The 18,538-nt window shown below is 62.1% G+C and carries 17 protein-coding genes; 2 read left to right on the top strand and 15 right to left on the bottom strand.

What is annotated here, in order from left to right; genetic code table 11:
- Positions 1-410: 410 nt before the first annotated feature.
- The 5 genes from NEZ08_RS24925 to NEZ08_RS24945 are packed head-to-tail and all read right to left on the bottom strand — an operon-like array spanning position 411 to position 5,358.
- Positions 411-1,187, bottom strand: a complete 777-nt coding sequence (locus NEZ08_RS24925; RefSeq protein ID WP_298113271.1) for an ABC transporter permease — start codon at positions 1,185-1,187, stop codon at positions 411-413.
- On the bottom strand, positions 1,181-2,014 hold the full coding sequence (locus NEZ08_RS24930; RefSeq protein WP_298113222.1) for an ABC transporter ATP-binding protein: 834 nt from the start codon (positions 2,012-2,014) through the stop codon (positions 1,181-1,183). The genes NEZ08_RS24925 and NEZ08_RS24930 overlap by 7 nt, the downstream gene beginning before the upstream one ends.
- A 3-nt stretch (positions 2,015-2,017) precedes the next feature.
- Positions 2,018-3,448 carry an allantoinase AllB gene (gene allB, locus NEZ08_RS24935; RefSeq protein WP_298113225.1) on the bottom strand — a complete coding sequence of 477 codons (1,431 nt, stop codon included), beginning with the start codon at positions 3,446-3,448 and terminating at the stop codon, positions 2,018-2,020.
- A gap of 13 nt (positions 3,449-3,461) precedes the next feature.
- Positions 3,462-4,253, bottom strand: a complete 792-nt coding sequence (locus NEZ08_RS24940; RefSeq protein WP_298113230.1) for an SDR family NAD(P)-dependent oxidoreductase — start codon at positions 4,251-4,253, stop codon at positions 3,462-3,464.
- 43 nt (positions 4,254-4,296) lie between these two features.
- Positions 4,297-5,358, bottom strand: a complete 1,062-nt coding sequence (locus NEZ08_RS24945; RefSeq protein ID WP_298113232.1) for an ABC transporter substrate-binding protein — start codon at positions 5,356-5,358, stop codon at positions 4,297-4,299.
- 151 nt (positions 5,359-5,509) lie between these two features.
- Between NEZ08_RS24945 and NEZ08_RS24950 the strand changes: the two genes are divergently transcribed.
- Positions 5,510-6,415 carry a LysR family transcriptional regulator gene (locus NEZ08_RS24950; RefSeq protein ID WP_298113235.1) on the top strand — a complete coding sequence of 302 codons (906 nt, stop codon included), beginning with the start codon at positions 5,510-5,512 and terminating at the stop codon, positions 6,413-6,415.
- Between the two features lie 345 nt (positions 6,416-6,760).
- On the opposite strand, the gene NEZ08_RS24955 is transcribed toward NEZ08_RS24950, so the two are convergent.
- The 8 genes from NEZ08_RS24955 to hydA form a co-directional block, all read right to left on the bottom strand.
- The gene (locus NEZ08_RS24955; protein WP_298113238.1) at positions 6,761-8,434 is read right to left on the bottom strand and encodes an ABC transporter ATP-binding protein; all 1,674 of its coding nucleotides are present in this window, start codon (positions 8,432-8,434) and stop codon (positions 6,761-6,763) included.
- Complete coding sequence (locus tag NEZ08_RS24960; protein WP_298113241.1) at positions 8,431-9,279, bottom strand: ABC transporter permease; 849 nt, start codon at positions 9,277-9,279, stop codon at positions 8,431-8,433. Before NEZ08_RS24960 ends, NEZ08_RS24955 begins: the two co-directional genes overlap by 4 nt.
- Positions 9,280-9,295: 16 nt before the next feature.
- Positions 9,296-10,324, bottom strand: a complete 1,029-nt coding sequence (locus tag NEZ08_RS24965; RefSeq protein ID WP_298113244.1) for an ABC transporter permease — start codon at positions 10,322-10,324, stop codon at positions 9,296-9,298.
- 12 nt (positions 10,325-10,336) lie between these two features.
- A complete protein-coding gene (locus NEZ08_RS24970; protein WP_298113247.1) occupies positions 10,337-11,953 on the bottom strand; it encodes an ABC transporter substrate-binding protein in 1,617 nt (538 codons plus the stop codon).
- A 178-nt stretch (positions 11,954-12,131) separates the two neighbouring features.
- On the bottom strand, positions 12,132-13,541 hold the full coding sequence (locus NEZ08_RS24975) for an FAD/NAD(P)-binding protein (protein ID WP_298113250.1): 1,410 nt from the start codon (positions 13,539-13,541) through the stop codon (positions 12,132-12,134).
- Positions 13,542-13,571: 30 nt separating this feature from the next.
- A complete protein-coding gene (locus NEZ08_RS24980; RefSeq protein WP_298113253.1) occupies positions 13,572-14,333 on the bottom strand; it encodes an SDR family oxidoreductase in 762 nt (253 codons plus the stop codon).
- A 1-nt stretch (position 14,334) separates the two neighbouring features.
- Positions 14,335-15,312, bottom strand: a complete 978-nt coding sequence (locus NEZ08_RS24985) for an NAD(P)-dependent oxidoreductase (RefSeq protein ID WP_298113256.1) — start codon at positions 15,310-15,312, stop codon at positions 14,335-14,337.
- 34 nt (positions 15,313-15,346) lie between these two features.
- A complete protein-coding gene (gene hydA, locus NEZ08_RS24990; protein ID WP_298113258.1) occupies positions 15,347-16,816 on the bottom strand; it encodes a dihydropyrimidinase in 1,470 nt (489 codons plus the stop codon).
- A gap of 105 nt (positions 16,817-16,921) precedes the next feature.
- Between hydA and NEZ08_RS24995 the strand changes: the two genes are divergently transcribed.
- Positions 16,922-17,584, top strand: a complete 663-nt coding sequence (locus NEZ08_RS24995; protein ID WP_298113260.1) for an aspartate/glutamate racemase family protein — start codon at positions 16,922-16,924, stop codon at positions 17,582-17,584.
- Here NEZ08_RS24995 and NEZ08_RS25000 read toward each other — a convergent pair.
- Positions 17,581-18,243, bottom strand: coding sequence for a flavin reductase family protein (locus tag NEZ08_RS25000; protein WP_298113263.1), 663 nt, complete (start codon positions 18,241-18,243; stop codon positions 17,581-17,583). The genes NEZ08_RS24995 and NEZ08_RS25000 overlap by 4 nt on opposite strands.
- A gap of 9 nt (positions 18,244-18,252) precedes the next feature.
- On the bottom strand, positions 18,253-18,538 hold a 286-nt coding region (locus tag NEZ08_RS25005), incomplete at its 5' end, for a nitrilase-related carbon-nitrogen hydrolase (RefSeq protein WP_298113268.1).

The following is an 18,538-nucleotide window of genomic DNA, read 5'->3' on the forward strand; positions in this document are numbered from 1 at the left end:
CAGCTGTGCGAGGTCCGATCACAGAAAACGTCGCACAAGACTCGTTCTGTTCTCAACGGACACTTGGCGAAGCTATTGGAAACCAAGGATCTTCTTTGGTGGGCGCACCAGGGCTCGAACCTGGGACCCGCTGATTAAGAGATAGCGGCGAGTTGCGAGCGATCAATGACTTACCGGTCGCAACGCTGCGCTTAACCGACAGAAAATGGGCATTCGTCGCACGATCACAGTCGCTTCGATGCATTGCATGTTAATGGCACCTAAATAGTCCCGCCCAAGTAATGGACGCGCTCGCTTGGCTGCTTGGTCTGGGACCATGCGCCTCCAGAAATGATCTTTCGGGGCACCGGGCCGCAGCCGACCCGGGCTATCCCACCTTTCGCAAGTGGAAGCGTTGCCCCTAGACAAGATCAAGATCCGCAGAAGTTATCGCTGCGGATCGCCCAACCGGTGACCCGGCCTTCGATCAGCGAAAAGCCAGCGTAAAGCGCAACACCCAGGGCAGCGAGGATGAAGAGACCGGCAAAAACCAGCGGCACGTCGAAGCTCGCACTTGCGATCATCATCAAGTTGCCGATGCCGCGATTAGAAGCTACCGTCTCGGAAATCACGGCGCCAACGAAAGCCAGCGTGACCGCGACTTTGAGCGATGCGAAGAAATAAGGCATCGTGCGCGGCATGCCGATGTTCCAGAGGATTTCCCATTTCGTCGCCCGCAAGGTCCGCATCACATCCTGCAGTTCCGGTTCGGTTGTCGCCAGCCCCGTCGCTACATTGACGACGATCGGGAAGAGGCAGGTGATCATCGCCGTCAGGACCGCCGGTATCGTGCCGGCGCCGAACCACAAAACGAAGATTGGCACTACAGCGACTTTGGGGATCGAGGAAAAGCCGACCAGCAGCGGATAGCCGGCGTCGTAGGCAAGCCGCGAGGAGCCGATCAGAATGCCAAGCACGACGCCGATCAGGATTCCGAACGCGAAGCCGACCACCGTCGTATAGAGCGTCTGCACCGCGTGCGGCCAGATCGCCGGAAAGCGCATCCACAGCGTCATCATGATCTGGCTCGGGCGCGGCAGCACGATATCGGAGATGTGCAATGAGAGGCAGACGATTTCCCAGGCGACGAAGAAGCCAAGGATGCAGGCGACCGATAGAACGCGGCGGCGGACGTCGTCGCTCACGATATGGCCTCCGCGGTGCGGGCGGCGACGATGCGCTCGCGCAGCCGCTGGGTGAGCGAGACGAATTCGGGCGCAAAGGAAAGGTCGATGGTGCGCGGCCGCGCGAACGGCACGACGGAGTCGTCGACGATGCGTCCCGGTCGTGCCTGCATCACGCAGATTCGGGTTGCGAGATAGGCGGCTTCCTTGAGGTCGTGCGTGACCAGCAGCACCGTGGGTCGCTTGTCGATCCAGAGTTGCTGCATGATCTCCCACAATTCCTCGCGGGTGAACTGGTCGAGCGCGCCGAAGGGCTCATCGAGCAACAGGAGCGTCGGATCGTGGATCAGCGCACGGCAGAGCGAGGCGCGCTGCTGCATCCCGCCGGAGAGCTGCCAGGGAAACTTGTCACCAAAGCCGGCAAGGCCGACGCGCGCCAGCGACGCCTCGACGCGGTCGCGATATTCGCCGCGCCGCTTCCTGGCAAAATCCTTCTTGAACGGCGGCACGATCTTGAGCGGCATCATGATGTTGTCGCGGATGTTAAGCCACGGCAGCAATGTCGGGTTCTGGAACGCCATGCCGATCCGCGCGGTTTCGGCATCGACCTCGCGCCCCGCCACGAACACGTTGCCTTCGGTTGCAGAAAGCGTGCCGGCGACGAGCTTCAGGATCGTCGATTTGCCGCAGCCGGAGGGCCCGACGAGCGCGACGAATTCGCCATGCGTGATACGCAAGGACGTTTCCGCCAGCGCTGTCACCTGACTTTTGTTTTTGGCGCTGCCGAACGTTACCCGGACCTTTTCGAGGTCGATGACGTTCCCCACCGGCAGCGAGTCGGTATCGTCCATGGCTTAAACCCTTTTGCCGGTGACGGCCGCCATGGTGGCATCGGTGTTTCTCGGCGCAGGCTGCGGCATCCGCTGGATGGCATGGACCGAACGGCCGGTGCCGCGAGCGTCCTCGTTCAGCTTGCGGTTCTTCATCGCGAAGCGTCCGCGCACGATGGTATGGATCGGCAGCGCCGTGCACGACCAGCCGTGCCAGGGCGAGATTTTCGATTTCGACTGGATCTTCGCGTCGTCGATCGCCCAGTTGCGGTTCATGTCGACGATCGCAATGTCGGCGTCGGAGCCGACCGTCAGCGTGCCCTTGCGCGGAAAAAGTCCGAAACGCTTCGCTGGGCTTTCCGCGCTCCAGCGCACATAGTCGCGGATACTCGCGCGGCCGCGATTGATCTCGGTGAGCATCAGCGGCATCTGGGTTTCGACGCCGGGAAAGCCGCAATCGACGGTCCAGATGTCGTTGCGCGTCTTTTCTTCCCTAGCGTGCGGCGCGTGATCGGTTGCCACCATGTCGACGGTGCCGTCGATCAGCGCATTCCACAGCGGCTCGCGGTTCGGCGCCTCGCGCACCGGCGGATTGACGCGGACGATGCCGCCGGATTTTTCGTAGTCGTTTTCCGACAGCAAGAGGTAGTGAGGACAGGTCTCGCCGGTGATGTCGACGCCGCGCGCCTTGGCCTCGGCCAGCGGCCGCAACTCGGCGGCAGACGAAATGTGCAGCACATGGATGCGGGCGCCGGTCCATTCGGCAAGGATCGCCGCGCGTGAAACGGCTTCTATGGCGACGACGGCGGGACGTGAGGCGAGATGCGCGATCGGCTCGGTACGGCCGGCCGCACGCAAGCGAGATTCCCGCCGCTCCATGATGGAGTTGGTCTCCGCGTGCAGCGAAATGCGCTTTCCGGTCGGCGCGACCAGCTCGAACAGTTCGAGCATGGCGCCGGTCGAAGGCGAGGGAATGCGGCCGAAGGTGTTGCCCATGTAGCATTTGAAGCCGATGATGCCGCCCTCGACGAGCTCATCGATATGATTGAGGCTTTCCTCGCCGAGAACGGCGTAAAGGCCGTAATCGACGTAAGCCTTTTCGGAGGCGAGCTTGTGCTTGGCTGCGAGTACTTCGGCGTTGGCGACCGTCGGAATCGTGTTTGGCATGTCGAACACGGTGGTGACGCCGCCGAACGCCGCCGCCGCAGTGCCGCTGCCAAAGTCCTCCTTGTGCGAATAGCCGGGGTCGCGGAAATGTACGTGGACGTCGATGGCGCCGGGCAGCACATGCAGGCCGCTCGCATCGAGTGTCTCGCTGGCCTCAGGCATCGCCTCCGGCGCGCCGATCGCGCAGATCCTGCCGTCCCTGACGGCGATGCTGGCGCGATATTCCCCATCCGGCGACACCAAAATGCCGCCGTTGATGACGAGGTCGACCTTCTCGGGCGTTGTCATCGTGATGTCCTCCTCACAGCATCGCCCAGCCGCCGTCGACCGGCAGGTCGACGCCGGTGATCTGGCGCGACACGTCGCTTGCAAGAAACAGGCAGGCGTTGGCGACATCCTCGTCGACGGTGATGCGCTTGAGCGCATAGTCGGCAGCGTGGCGTTGCGCCGCTTCTTGCTCGGAAATGCCGAGCTTTTGCGCCATGTCGCGGCAGACTTTCTCGCGAAACCGCGGACCGTCGACCATGCCGGGCGCGACGCAGTTGACGTTGATGTTGTGCTGGCCGACTTCGAGCGCAAAGCTCTTGGTGATGCCGCGCAAGCCCCATTTGGAGGCCGAGTAGGCCACCCGCCCGGCGCGGCCGCGCATGCCGAAGGTGCCGCCGACATTGACGATCTTGCCGTAGCGCTGGTCGATCATCGCCGGCAGCACCGCGCGCATGGCGTGGAAGCAGCCGTTCATGTTGAGCGTGACGATGTCGTCGAATTCTTCCGGCGTGGTCTGCACGCCGGTCTTGCCGATCGGACCGGAGCCGCCGGCAATGTTGACCAGCACGTCGATCCGTCCGAAGGCGTCCATGGTCGCAGCCGCGGCGGCGTCGCATTGCTTTGCGTCGGTGAGGTCGCAAGCGATGATAATGGCGTGGCCGTTGTGCGATCTGACCTCCTTGGCAACAGGTTCGATCGCGGCGGTGTCGCGGCCGAGCAGCGCGAGCTTGCAGCCTTCGCGGGCGAAGGCGAGCGTGATGGCGGCGCCCATGCCTTTGGCTGGGCCGGTGATGACAACCACGCGGTCTTCAAGAGAGAGCTTCATCAGTCAGTCCGTTCAGTAAAAAAATGATATGTCGTTGCCCATGTCAGCTCGCGGGCCGCACCGAAGTCGGGCGCTCGCTCAACGGCGGCATGAAGCTGCGGTCGAAGATTTCGTTGACCTTGGGCGTCCGCGGCAGCTCCTTTGCCTTGACCAGGATGTCGATCGCCTTCGCCATATGGTCGTCGCTGATGTCGCCGATGCCGATCCTGGCAATCTCCGGATGGCTCATCTCGTCGGCCATGGTCGCATCGAGGCGAGCGCGTTCGATCGCCGGCTTGATCAGCGGCTCGCGTTTGGCGACCGCATCGATCGCGGCTTGCGGCTCGGCAATCGCATCCTTGATGCCGTGGTTCAACGCCTTCAGAAAGCCCTTGATGACTTCGGGATGCTCCTTCGCCAGCTTGCGCGAGACGATGATGGCGTTGGAATAGAGATCCATGCCGTAGTCCTCGAACTTCATGAAGCGCAGTTGCTTGTCGGGATCGATGCCGGTGAGTTTGGCGCTGAAGCGGATCGTGGTGACATAGCCGAACACGCCGTCGACCTGGCCCTGCATCAGCATCTGCTCGCGCAGGCTCGGCTGGATCGCGACGATCTCGATCTTGCCGCAGTCGATTTTTGTCGCCGAGCACAGCGCCGGCAGCAGTTTGAGCGCGGCGTCGTTGGCCGGTCCGCCCAGCTTGTGGCCGACCAGATCGGCCGGGGTCTTGAACGGACTGTCCGCCTTCACCGCAAGCGTGAAGGGCGGGCGGTTATAGAGCATGAACACGCCGATCGGCGCTTCGTCGGGCTTCTTTGCCGCAAGCTCGATCAGCGCATTGATGTCGCCGAAGCCCATGTCGTAGGCGCGATTGGCGACCTGCGGCACGGCGGCGCCGGAGCCGTTCCCCTGGTCGAAGGTGATGTCGAGGCCTTCCTGCTTGAAGTAGCCGCGGTCATCGGCGAGGAAGAACATCCCCTGCGGCCCCTCATATTTCCAGTTCAGCACCATCCGGATTTTGGTCTGCGCCTCTGCCACCGCAGCGAAGCCGATCGAGAGGGCGAGACCCAAACTCAAGCTCAGGGCAAGCGCCCGCATTCCACGAAACGCGTGGTTTCCAGTCATCGGATTTTTCCTGTGTTGGTTTCCGGCCCGCCATTTCCTGCCTGGAGGGCCGCCGTCGATCAAAAGCTACCGCTTTCCAGTGATCTTATCTGTTGCTATCTTTCGACTTGAGCGGTGCAAAAACGGCATCGGCAAGCGGGCCGCCGAAAACATGCGTCATTTGAGACTGCTAACCCACGTCGTCGAGGTCGCCCGGACCGGGTCGATCCGCAAAGCGGCCGAGCAACTGAACCTGACGCCGTCGGCAATGAACCGGCGCATCCAGGACCTGGAGGTCGAGGTTGGCACGCCCCTGTTCGAGCGGCGTCCACGCGGGGTGAAACTGACCACGGCCGGAGAGATGTTCGTGCGATATGCGCGAAGCCAGATCGCCGAGGCGGAACGGATGAAATCGCAAGTGGAAGATTTGCGAGGACTTCGACGCGGCCCGGTGCTGATCGCGTGCAGCCAAGCACTGGCGCTCGACTTTCTGGCCTCGCGTATCGCAGGTTTTCGAAAGCAGCATCCGCGCGTGACGTTCGACCTGAAGACCATGGATCACGAGCGGGCGCTGACCGCGCTTGCGGCCTATGAAGCCGACCTCGCACTGATCTTCCGCCCGGCAATGCGACCGGCGCTTAGAGTTATCGCCAGCATTCCGCAGCAGTTGGTTGCGGTCGTTCGCGCCGATCATCCGCTTGCGGGACGGAAGTCGCTGCGGCTGTCGGAATGCGCGGGGTACCCGGCTGCGCTCCCCGATCGTTCCCTGTCGGGCCGGCAGATTCTCGATGAGGTCGCGGCGCGGCGCGACTTGCGCTTCAACGTGGTCGCGGAATCAAATTCGTTCGAAATGCTGCGGGGCTTGGCGCTCCGCTGCAACGCGATTTCCTTTCAGATCGAGATCGGCGCGCCCGCGAGCGACCTCGGCATGAGCCTGGTCGGAATTCCAGTCGATACGCGGGATGTGCCGACCGCCGAACTCGTCTTATGCCAGTTGCGCGGTCGCGTACTGCCAATTGCGGCAGCTGCCTTCGCGGAAATACTCTCGAAGAGCCTGCGCGAGATGAAGGTATCGTGACGTCGACGTTTTATGCTCTCGATGGTTCGTGGGCCTTGTCGAGGGGACGACATTTCCCTTCGCGAACTTCGCGTTTGAGTGCCTGCAGACTGCTCAGCAGAACGAAAAGGTTGGCGCACGCAGAACAACCACAGGATGCCGGTCAAGCCTGAACCGATTATGACCGCACGGAGAACTCCGCCGCGAGCCGACCTTTATCCATTTGGTATCGTCGGGCGGGCCTTTTCAATCGACGCAACGACCGAGCTGTAAGTATGCGCCCAGCGCAACCTGAGCCGTTTCAAAGGGATCACACTAGATGGAAGCCGGACTCCTTCGCCCAACTCGCCTTCTCTGCGCGGTTGTCTAAGATTGCACCGAAAAGCCGCAGCGGTCGACTTGCGGAACGGCTTCAACGAGTTCGCGCGTATATTCGGTCTGTGGGTTATCGAATAGTGCCCGGCTCTCACCGGCCTCAACGATCTCGCCGCTGCGCAAGACGATGGTCCGATCGCACATCATGCGAACCACATTAAGATCATGGCTGACGAAAAGCAGCGCGAGACAATCTTCGCGCCGCAGCCGATCCAACAGTTGCAGCACTACCGCCTGCACCGAAACGTCAAGCGCTGCGGTCGGCTCATCTAGCACCAAGAGGCGGGGCCGGCAGGCAATGGCCCGTGCGATGCCGACCCGGGCCTTCTGCCCGCCGGAAAGCTGATGCGGAAAGCGCGACAACAGATCGATCGGCAAGCCGACGCGCGCGGCGCACTCCTCCACCCGTTGTCGCAGTGCATCGCCCGGACGCATCCGAGAAAGCCGCAGCAGCGGATGGGCAATGCAGTCGAAAGCCGTAAAGCGCGGGTTAAGGCTTTCGTTGGGGTCCTGAAAGACGATCTGGATGTCCTTTCGATGCGGTGAGCGGTGGAACTCCCGCGCCGGCAGGTGGGCGATCGATTCGCCGTCGAACAGGATTTCGCCTTCGCTGGCGTCGATCAGCCGGCAAATCATACGCGAGGTCGTGGTCTTGCCTGATCCGGATTCGCCGACCAGGCCCACGCTCTCGCCGGCCTTCATGGTCATGGAGAAATTCGAGACCGCCGGCGCTCCCTGGTCGTAACGCTTGGCGAGATTTCTGACATCCAGAAGCGGCGGCGTCCCGGCGGGCGGCTCTGGCTGCGGCTTGCAGGCGGCGAGAACGGCGAGATACTGACCACGCTCCTCATCGGTCACCAGATCCTCGATCCGGGACGATGCGGTGGGTGAGGCCGCCACCAGTCGTTTGGTATAGGCGTGTTGGGGATGATGAAACAGCCTCGCGGGCGGCGCTTCCTCGACCAGGCGCCCCTTCTCCATCACCACGACACGGGCGCAATATTGAGCGGCGAGACCCAGATCGTGCGTGATCAGGATGGTGGCCATGCCACGCGCGGCGGCGATGCCGGCCAAAAGGTCCATCACCACCTTTTGTGTGGTCACATCGAGGCCCGTGGTCGGCTCGTCGGCAATGAGCAACATCGGATTGCAGGAAATTGCGACCGCAATCATGACGCGCTGGCACATGCCGCCGGACAACTCATGCGGATAGGCGGACATCCGCTTCTCGGGATCGCGAATCTGAACCGCGCGCAACAATTTAAGCGCCTCGTCGGCAGCCGCCTGCTTCGACATCCGCTTGTGGCTGAGGATGGCATCGGCAATCTGAAGCCCGACCGAGCGGATCGGATTGAGCGCCGCGCGCGGGTTCTGGAAGATCATTGACATCGCCGCGCCATGCAGGGCACGAAAATCGCCGTCAGGGATTTTCGTAATGTCCTGACCGCGATAGAGAATCCTGCCGCTGCTCACCCGGCCGGCAGGATCCAGCAGTCTCGTGGTGGCAAAGCCCGTGACGGATTTCCCCGAGCCGCTTTCGCCGACGAGGCCGAGCATCTCACCCGGCGCAACCGAAAGCGTGACCCCGCGCACCGCTTCGACAGGGCCGCTCCGGGTCGAGAACGTGACGTGAAGGTCTTCGATGCGAAGCAGCGGCTCGGTCATGTCCGCATTCGGGGATCGAGAATGTCCCGCAATCCATCGCCGAGTAGGTTGAAGCACAACACCGCCAACATCAAGGCAAGGCCTGGAAAGGCGACCAGCCACCATTTTCCTGTCGAGATGAACCGCGCGCCTTCCGCCACCATGATACCCCATTCCGGCGTCGGCGGCCTGACGCCAAGGCCGATGAAAGAAAGACCGGCGGCATTGAGAATAGCCCAGCCCAGATTGAGCGACATCTGCACCGCCATCGCCGGCAGAACATTCGGCAACAGAAATCGCAGCACGACCGAGCTGTGGCTTTCGCCGCTGGCCCGCGCGGCCTCGACCCAGCCGAGGTTTCGGCGGACATTCACCTCAGCGCGGGCAAAGCGGGTGTAGAACGGTAGATTGATGATCGCGGTCGCGATGACGATGTTCTCTACGCGGTTCCCGAGCGCGGCGACCATCGCCATGGCGAGCACGAACAGCGGAAAGGCCATCATCACGTCGACGAAACGGCCGACGGAACGATCGAGGCGCCCGCCAGCATAGCCGCAGAAGGCGCCAATGATAGCGCCGAGCACAAACGAAATGCCGACCGCTGCCACCGCGATGACAAGATCGAGCCGGGCTGCAACCAGAAGCCGGCTGAACGTATCGCGGCCGAGCTGATCGGTGCCGGCGAGATGTAGAAGGCTTGGCGGCAGCAGCGCTTCGGATACGCTGGAAGCGATGGGGTCGTAAGGCGCGATCGACGGGCCGAGGATCGCGATCGCCACCAGTACGAAGACGCCGGATGTGGCGACCGCCGTCAGCCGGTTGCCGCGCAAGATCCACAATGCATGACGCAGCGTCGCGCTTGCCATCACGCCGTCTCTCTCTTCATATCGATACCCTTGGATCCGCGATGCCGTAGAGAACATCCACCATGAGGTTCACCACGACGAAGATGCTCGCCATCAACAGCACAAATCCCTGGACCGGCGCGTAGTCGGACGACAGCAGCGCATCGAGTGCGTATGATGCGACACCGGGCCACGAATAGACCTTTTCGACCAGCACGTTGGCTCCCAGCATGGTCGAAAATACGATACCGGCGATGGTGATGACTGGCAGGATGGCGTTGCGCAGCGCATAGGTGACGACGACGCGCCACCACGACAACCCGACCGACCGAGCGGTGCGCACGAAATCGCTGCCGAGCGAAACAAGCATCGAGGCCCGGGTGATCCGCGCCAACGGCGCGATCACGAACAGCGCCATGGTCAGTGCCGGCAGGATGAGTTGACGAACGGCGACCCACCAGCCATCGAGATCGCCGGCCAGCAGGAAGTCGATGGTAAGAAAGCCGGTGCGCGACGGTGGCAATGAGGTAAAGACATCGATGCGGCCGGTCGGATCTGGCGCCAGGCCAAGCAGATAGTAGAAGACGTAGATCAGCAGCAACCCTGACACGAAGGTCGGCACGCAAACCCCGAGTGCGCACAACAGCCGCACGCCGTGATCGACGATCGAGCCTGGCCGCAAGGCCGCAATGACCCCAAGTGGAATTGCCGACAGCATGGCGATGAACAGTGCAGTGAGTGTCAGCTCGAGCGAGGCCGGCAGACGCTCGCGCAGATCGGTGGTGACCGACTGCCCAGTCATCAACGACTTTCCGAGATTGCCGCGTCCGACGTCGTAGAGATAACGCAGCAACTGTTCGGGGATCGGCTTGTCAAGCCCCATTTGCTTGCGGATGACTTCAATCTCTTCCTTGCCGGCATTGGGTCCGGAAGCAAAGAACACGGCCGGGTCACCCGGTAGAACACGCATCAAAAGGAAGGTAAAGACCAGCACCCCGAACAGCGCGGGCAGCGAGGACATGAAACGCCTCGCGGCCCGCATCATCGTTGCGCCAAAGCTTTGCATCGCGGGAGAAACCTACTTGCGGCTGAGGTCTCGATAATCAACCTGGCGATGAAACTGATAGGTGTACCCCTCGATCGATTTGGCCATCACCGCATCCTGACTCGGCTGCCAGAGCATGATTTGCGGCATGGTCGCGACATGAATCGCGTTCAGCTTCAAGCTCTCTTCGTCGTATTTGGCCTTGTTCGGCTCGAAGCGGGCCTGTTGCGCGAGCGCGTTGAGTTCCGGGTTATCGATGCTGGCATAATTCCAGCGCTGATTTCCGGTATAGAAGTTGCGATAGAAATAATCGGTCGAAGGCAGCCAGGCGACTATGCCTTCGGTGAAGAAGGGCAGCTTCTTCTCGTTAATCTGAGTCGACATCTGCGCGTCCGGCAGTTTCTGGATTTCGACCTTGATACCGATCTTGGCCAGCGACTCCTTGACCAGCGCCGCCATCGGCTCGGCCGTCGAGGCCTGACCGACATTGAAGCTGAACGTCGTCGAAAAGCCGTCCGGCATGCCGGTGGCCTTTAGATATTCCCTTGCCTTGTCGAGATCGAGCCTGACGGGCTGTGGGAACGGAAACGCGCTGGTAGTCGGCTTGCCGTCCTTCCAATCGGCGTTGAACAATGGCGTGCCGCGACCGAACAGAGCGGCCTTGAACATGTCGTCATAAGGCAGCGCAAAGGCGATCGCGCGGCGCACGTTGACATTGTCGAAGGGCGGAATCGTGTTGTTCATCGAGATGAAGGTGACGGCGTTATATTGCGGCGTCGAGATCACCTTCAGCGTGCCCTTGCTCTCCAGCGACTGCACGTCACTGGCTTGCAGATCGATGGCGAGATCGGCGTCGCCGCGCTCGACCAGATTTGCGCGCGTCGCCGGCTCCGGCACGGTCTGCACGATCACCCGCTTGAAGAAGGCGGCCTTCTCCGGCGCGCCGCGATTCCACGCCTCGTTGCGTTTCATGATGACCTGTTCGCCCGGCTTGAAGCTCTCGATCACATAGGCGCCGCTGCCGGCCGTGTGCTCCTTGAGCCACCCGATCGCCCAAGGATCGTCGGCGGTCGCATGGGTTTTCGCAAGTTTGGAATTGATGATGATCGGATAGACGGTCGCGAGGTTAGGCAGTGCGAGCTTATCCGGTTCCGGCAGCGTGACTTCAAATGTCAGCGGATCGATCACCCTGAACTGGTTGGCGCTGGTCATCGAGCCGGTCAATAACTGCGCCTTGCCGAGCACCGGCGCGGTCACCGCACGATCGAGCGACCATTTGACGTCTTCGGCCGTCACGGGCGATCCGTCCTGGAACCTGGCATCCTTGCGCAGGTGGAAGGTCAGCTTCAGCCCGTCCGGACTGACGTTATAGGATTCGGCAAGTTCGCCGGTGATCTTGTCGAGATCGAACACCCATTTGCCGTTGAGCTGCTTGCGGCCGAACGAGACCAGCCGGTCATAGGTGCTCAAACTGACGGCAAATGCCTCGCGGGTCGAGCCCGGCACGTTCGGATCGAGCGTGTTGACGGAGGCTCCGGTGACGTAGCGCAACGTCTCGGCACGGGACTGTGCAGATGCAGGCAATGCGCGAAATGACAGCGCGAGCACCCCAAACCCGAGGAACGTAAGACCAGCAATCCGACTCCGCATTGTCCCAATCCTCTGAATTCAACAGAAACGAGCCAAAAAGCACCTGTGGCCCGTTCTCATTGTGCAATTAAGCAAATTGCGCGCCAAGCCGAATTTTTATTACCTCCCGGCGCGGGAGCCGTAGAAAATTTTCATGCCGCGCAAGGCGACTGCCATCATCTAGCTCTTCAGCCCGATTTTACCTCTGGATGATCGCCTGCGGCACATCATAGCCCCTGAACGAATTCCAGTGCCGCTCGATGTCGGCACAAAATAAACCTCGTGTGAGGCCATAAACCAGCTTGGGGACTGCCGTCGTCATGGCGTTGATCGACGAGCCGGAAGGGCCGAAGCTCATGGTGGAGGCGAACGCAAACAGGTGAATATCGGAGATCCACGGCGTCATCCCGGCGATGCGCTCGGTCAGCGCATAGTCGTCTGCGAGATAGGGATAGCGGGCGAGCCGCGGGCTTTGTTCGTCTTGCGGCGGCTGGTAGCGGTCGGACCAGGTAGCGATGTTGCCGGCAAAATTTCTCAATTCTGGACGCCCGGCAAAATTGATCTCGGTCCCGACGCCGCAGATCACCACATGCACGTGGAAGGCGCCGCTAGGCGTTCGCAGTTCGACGCCATCCCCTCTCTCATGCGCTGCCTCGATGGGCGAACTCTCATGGAGATGGAAATTGGCAAACCGCGCGCAGCGGTCGCAGGTCGCTTGCGGGAATCCTTCCCGCAATTCGAGGATGGCGCGCATGAAGCGCCAGCGCCATTCGTCGTCGAGATCACAGAAGTGCCGCAAGAAGCCGCGAAACGTCAGCCATCGATAGGGCTGGATCACCTGGATTTCAGCGCGGCGGCAGAACAGGTGCACGTCCGCCGCTCCCGCTTCCAGGGCCATCGCCGCATTATCAAAGGCAGTTGCGCCAGCGCCAATCACGGCCAGCGTTTTGCCGGCAAACGCTGCAAAATCGATATCGTCCGAGCATCGCGCCACTCGCTTCCCGGCCAAATGCTGCAACGGCTCGGGTATTGTCCAGTCGCCCATTGCTTCCTGGCCGGTCGCCAGAACGATCTTCCGCGCATGGAGCGTTTCGGTTGTCCCGCAAAATGCAACCCTCGCCGCGAGCAATCCATTTGTCGCGGGCGCAATCTCAAGAAGCTCGCAGTTATTGCGCACCGTCAGGCCAACCGCACGCCTGAACCAGATCAGGTATTCGGCCCAGAGCTCGCGCGGAATCAGTTCAAGTTCCTCCCAGCTCTCCCTGCCGAACCGCGCTTCATGCCATGACTGATAGGTGAGGCTTGGAATGTCGAGGTCAGGGCCGGTAAAATCCTTCGGGCTGCGCAGCGTGTGCATGCGCGCATAAGTGAGCCACGAGCCTTCCCTTCCCTCGTCCGCCTTGTCGATGATCAGGATGTTGGTGACCTGCGATCGCCTCAGGCCGAACGCTGTGGCCAACCCCGATTGCCCGCCGCCGACAATCAAAATGTCCAGCGCGGGCTTGCCATCCGGCCCCATCTTCGCTTCGAGCCAGGGCGCCGAGGGATGCGCCGTCCTGGCAAGATCGTCACGCAGCTGCATCTCGAGCGCGGTCAAGGCGCTGCTCATGGGCAAGCCCCTCGCGGAGGATCGGATCGCTCAGGCGGCAAGCCAGCCTCCGTCAACTGGCAAAACGATGCCGGTTGTAAAGGAGGACGCGTCGCTTGCGAGATGGAGCGCGGCCTCCGCCACTTCTTCAGCCGTGCCGAAGCGCTTCATCGCGTGGCGATTGCGCGAGGTTTCCCGCATGCCTTGCGAATCGACATGCCGGGCAAAGCTCCGCTGCAGCAGCGGGGTCTCGATCGCACCCGGCGCGATCGCATTGACGCGGATTCCGTCCGCCGCGAAATCGACTGCCATGGTTCGGGTCAGGCTGATGATGGCGCCCTTGGCGGCGATATAGGCGCTGTTGCTCCTGCCGCCGGCAATCGCCAGTTGCGAGCTGATCGTAACGATGGAGCCCTTGTTCTGTCGCTGCATCTGCGGGATCGCCGCCCGCGCCCAAAGCCAGGTGCCGCTGACATGAGTGCGGAACACCGCGTCCCAATCGGCCGGATCTGTGGTCACGACCGTGCCGCCACAAGACCAGCCGGCTGCGGTCATCAGCACGTCGAGCCGCCCGTGCCGAGATACGAGGCCATCAACGATCGTTTTGGCGAGATCGCCGTCGCCGACATCGCCCTGATGCACCGATCCCTGTCCGTTCGCGTCGCGGATGGCGTCGAGCGTCCGCAGTGCGCTCGCCTCATCGCAATCGACGAGCGCGACGAATGCGCCCTCGCGCGCGAATAGCAGAGCCGCGGCGCGACCGATGCCGGAAGCCGCGCCAGTCACAATCGCGACCCGCTCCTTCAATCGCATGTCACATCTCCTCCCCATGGCGGTTCCACCACGCGTTGAGATGGGCGGCAGAATCCGCACAACCAAAGCGCGCGCGCCAGCCGAATTCTTCCGCCATACGCACAATCGATAGTGGCGCGCGATCAGCATCGGTATGCAGATCGATGGTCGGCGTTTCGCCCGATTCAGCCAGCCTGCAAACGAACCCGGGGTTGAGTTCGGCGAGATGCTGCCCCCATTGCAGCGCCGTCCATTCGTGGCCCGTCGATATGTTGTAAAGCCCATGCTTTGGTTGTTCGGCTTCGACCAGCACCGCCACAGCATCGGCGACGTCGGGCGCGTAAATCCAGTCGCGAATGCCGGGGCGAGGCAAGATGACCTCCTTCTTCTGATGCAACGCCGCGATGATCTGCATCTGCGGGCTCAACGTGTCGCGAACGCCCGTGGCGCGCTCCCACGGTCCGAACACGCCGCTCAACCGCACGCTGATGAAGTCCGTCGCCCATAAAGCGGCGAGACGTGCCACGACCCGCTCAGAAGCATGCTTGGTGACGGCATACAGCGATACTGGTTCGCACGGCAGCCCTTCATCGAGCAGAGCGTGGCGGAAGGCGGCCGCGCCAAAGGCCGATCCTGACGATAGGTTGATGACCCGTCGCACGCGATAGCGATGCGCGGTCATCAAAATCGGCGCCTGCGCCATCAGGTTGACTTGCAGGATCGATTGCGGATCGGCTGCCTCGCGCGCAGGGCCTGCCGTGATCGCCGCTCCCAGTATGATCGCATCAAAGCCACGTGCGATGGTCGCCTCGACCGCGCTTGAATCCGCAACATCTGCTTCTACGACGCTCATGCTGTCGCCAAAACCGGCGAAGGCCTGTCTCGCGGCGCGTGGCAAGGCCCCGCGATCGAACAAGGTGACCGCATGGCCCCGCGCCAACAGCGCCGAGGCGATGTTGGTCCCGACGAAGCCCGTGCCGCCAAAGATCACGATGTTCAATGCTGCAAGCCCCTGCTTCAACGCCGAAAAACGATTACAACAATCTCGCGCCGAAATTTCGCTCCGGATCCATATCGGCCACCAACCGCCCGGCTGGCTTTGCCGCTTCGCCGCCGGAGCGCGCCAGAAATCGGCCTGATCCGGCATCGGCCATCCGCTTGCCGTCAGCCACGACGACACGTCCCCGCGACAGCACCGTCACCGGCCAACCAAGCAGCTTCCGACCGGCGTAGGGCGTGTAGCCGGTCAAGTCATGCATCATGGCGTCGGACAAGGTGACCTCGCGCGAGGGATCCCAGATCGCGATGTCGGCGTCGGCGCCGATCGCGATCGAACCCTTGCGCGGATACAGATTGTAGATCTTTGCCGGCGCGGTTGCGGTCAACTCCACGAACCTTTCCAGACCGAGACGTCCCCGCGACACCATGGCGTCAAACAACAGCGGCAGGCGCGCCTCGAGTCCCGGCAGCCCGTTTGCCACCTGCTTGAAATTGGGATTGGAGCCGGCGCGCAACTTGCCGCTATCATCAAAGCGATAGGGTGCATGGTCGGAGGAAATCGTCTGGAGATCGCCGAGCGCCAGCGCCTGCCATAACGCCTCCTGATCGGCTACCGTGCGCGGCGGCGGGCTACACATCCACTTCGCGCCTTCCGCGGAAGGCCTGTTCAGATCCTCCGCCGTGAGAAAGAGATATTGCGGGCATGTCTCGGCAAAAACCTTCAAGCCCTCCCCGCGCGCCTGACGGATCACTCTGGCGCCTTCGGCAGTGGAGACATGAAAGATCATGATCGGCTGGTCGACCAGCGCGGCCATGCCGATCAGACGGTTGAACGCATCGGCTTCCGAAAAGCGGGCATGGCTGATCGAATGATATTTGGGATGGGTGTAGCCGCGCGCGAGCAAGCGCTTCACCATCCAGGCAATGATGCCGTGGTTCTCGGCATGGGCGCACAGCATCGCGCCGGATTCGCGCGCCGCGACCAGGATATCGAGCAGCGGTTCGTCGTCGATCTTCAGCCGGTCGTAGGTCATGAAGATCTTGATCGAGGCATGGCCCTCCTTCACCAGCGAGGGTATATCACGGGCAAGCGTTTCGGCCGTCGGGTCGGCAATGATCATGTGAAAGGCATAGTCGATCACCGCGCCTTTTCGGGCGAGTGCGTGATAGTCGCTCACCACCTGTGGCAAATTCATCCCGACGTGCTGGGCGGCGAACGAAATCACGGTCGTGGTGCCGCCGAACGCCGCCGAGGTGGTCGCGCTTTCGAAAGTATCGGCATTCATGATGCCCGCCGCCGAAAGCTGTTCAATATGAGCATGGCTGTCGACACCGCCGGGCAGGACCAGCTTTCCCCGCGCATCGACCTCCCGCCGGCCGGCCGGCAGGTTGCGGCCGATGGCGGCGACTGTCTCGCCGACAATGCCGACATCGGCCTCGAAAACGTCTGAGGCGGTCGCCACGCGTCCGCCGCGGATCACGAGGTCATAAGCAGGTTCGGCCATGAAATTTCTCCGAGCATATGCGGCGATCGTGGCAGAAGCCGCCTCCGAAACTTTGCAAACTATGCTAATAGCTGCAAGCCATGGCTGAGTTGCAAGGAAAGAGACATGACCCGCCCGCGCATTCTGGTTGTCAATCCGAATTCCAACGTCGCCGTGACAAAGGGGTTGGAGGAAGCGCTCAAGCCGCTAAATTTCGCCGACGGGCCCGAAATCGTCTGCTCGACACTGGCCGAAGGGCCTTTTGGGATCGAAAGCCAGGCCGATGTCGAAAGCGTGGCAATGCCGCTGCGGCGGATGATCGAGAGCGACAATAGCGCTTCGGCTTTCGTCATCGCCTGCTATAGCGATCCCGGCTTGCACGTCTGCCGGGAAGGCACCGACCGGCCGGTGTTCGGGATCGCCGAATGCGGCGTCTTGACCGCGATGACACGCGCCGAAACTTTTGGCGTCATCGCCATCGCGCAACGCTCGATCCGCCGGCACATCCGCTATCTTCGACAGATGGGCTTGATGGACCGGCTCGCTGGCGAACGGCCGCTCAATATGAGCGTCGCAGAGACCGCCTCCGGCGAAGGCACGCTCGCCAGGATGATCGAGGTCGGCCGTGCCTTGAAGGAAGACGATGGCGCCGGCGCGATCGTGATGGGCTGCGCCGGCATGGCCCGCCTGCGCCGTGGCCTGGAAGACGCGCTCGGCATTCCGGTGATCGATCCGACCCAGGCCGCCACCGCGATGGCGCTCGGCGCGGTGCAGCTTTCGCGAAGCTAGCTTTCTTGTGCCGGTTCGCGGCCTTCGGCTTGCATGCGCATGACCCACTCCGCATGCGTCTCGCGCACCATCGTGAATGGCTCGCGCTGGTAGCTATAGAGATTGCCGAACAGGCGGCCGATCGGTCGGTAGGCGGCAAAATCGACATACATGCTCTCGGTATCGAGCAGGCCTTCGCGCGCATGGACGCGCAGCACTTCACCCACCAACAGTTCACGTCCGGGGCCGAACGCCAGCGACATGTTGCGCTTGCATTCCAGCGCGAACGGCGCGGCCGCAAGCCGCGGCACCCTGACATCGACCGACGGCAATGTCGCGAGCCCGAGGGCCGTTACCTCGCTTTCGCTGGAGGGGAAATCGATCGCACAATCGTTCATTGCCTTCGCAAGCGCCTCATCGACCATCTGGACCACGAACTCGCCGTCGCGCTGAATATTGCGAGTCGTATCCTTAAGCGTGCGATCGGATTTATGCTGCAAGCCGAGCACGATCAGCGGCGGGTCTTCCGAAAACACGTTGAAAAAACTGAAAGGCGCAGCATTCACGGCGCCGTTGACATCGAGCGTCGTTACCAGCGCGATCGGCCGCGGCACGACGACGGCGCACAGGAGCTTGTAGCGGTCCTGACGCGATAGGTCGCGGAGCAACAGGCCCGGCATTGCGTCGGCTCAGACTTCCGGCGGCGGCACGACGCCGGCGCGGCTCGTGATCAAACCATAGTGCTCGATGCGGCGATGGCGGACGAAATCGAAGATGGTCTTCTTGCCGAAGATCGTCGCATCGAGATCGCATGGATGAACCAGCAATTCATCGCCCTCGGTCTCGGCTTCCGCGACAATCTCTCCGTCGGGATCGACAATCAGGCTGCCGCCGATCAGTGGGAAACCGTCCTCGACGCCGGCTTTCGCGACGGCGACCACCCAGGTCGAGTTCTGATAGGCACCCGCCTGCACC

It is taken from the genome of Bradyrhizobium sp., from assembly GCF_027451485.1.
GTDB lineage: Bacteria > Pseudomonadota > Alphaproteobacteria > Rhizobiales > Xanthobacteraceae > Bradyrhizobium.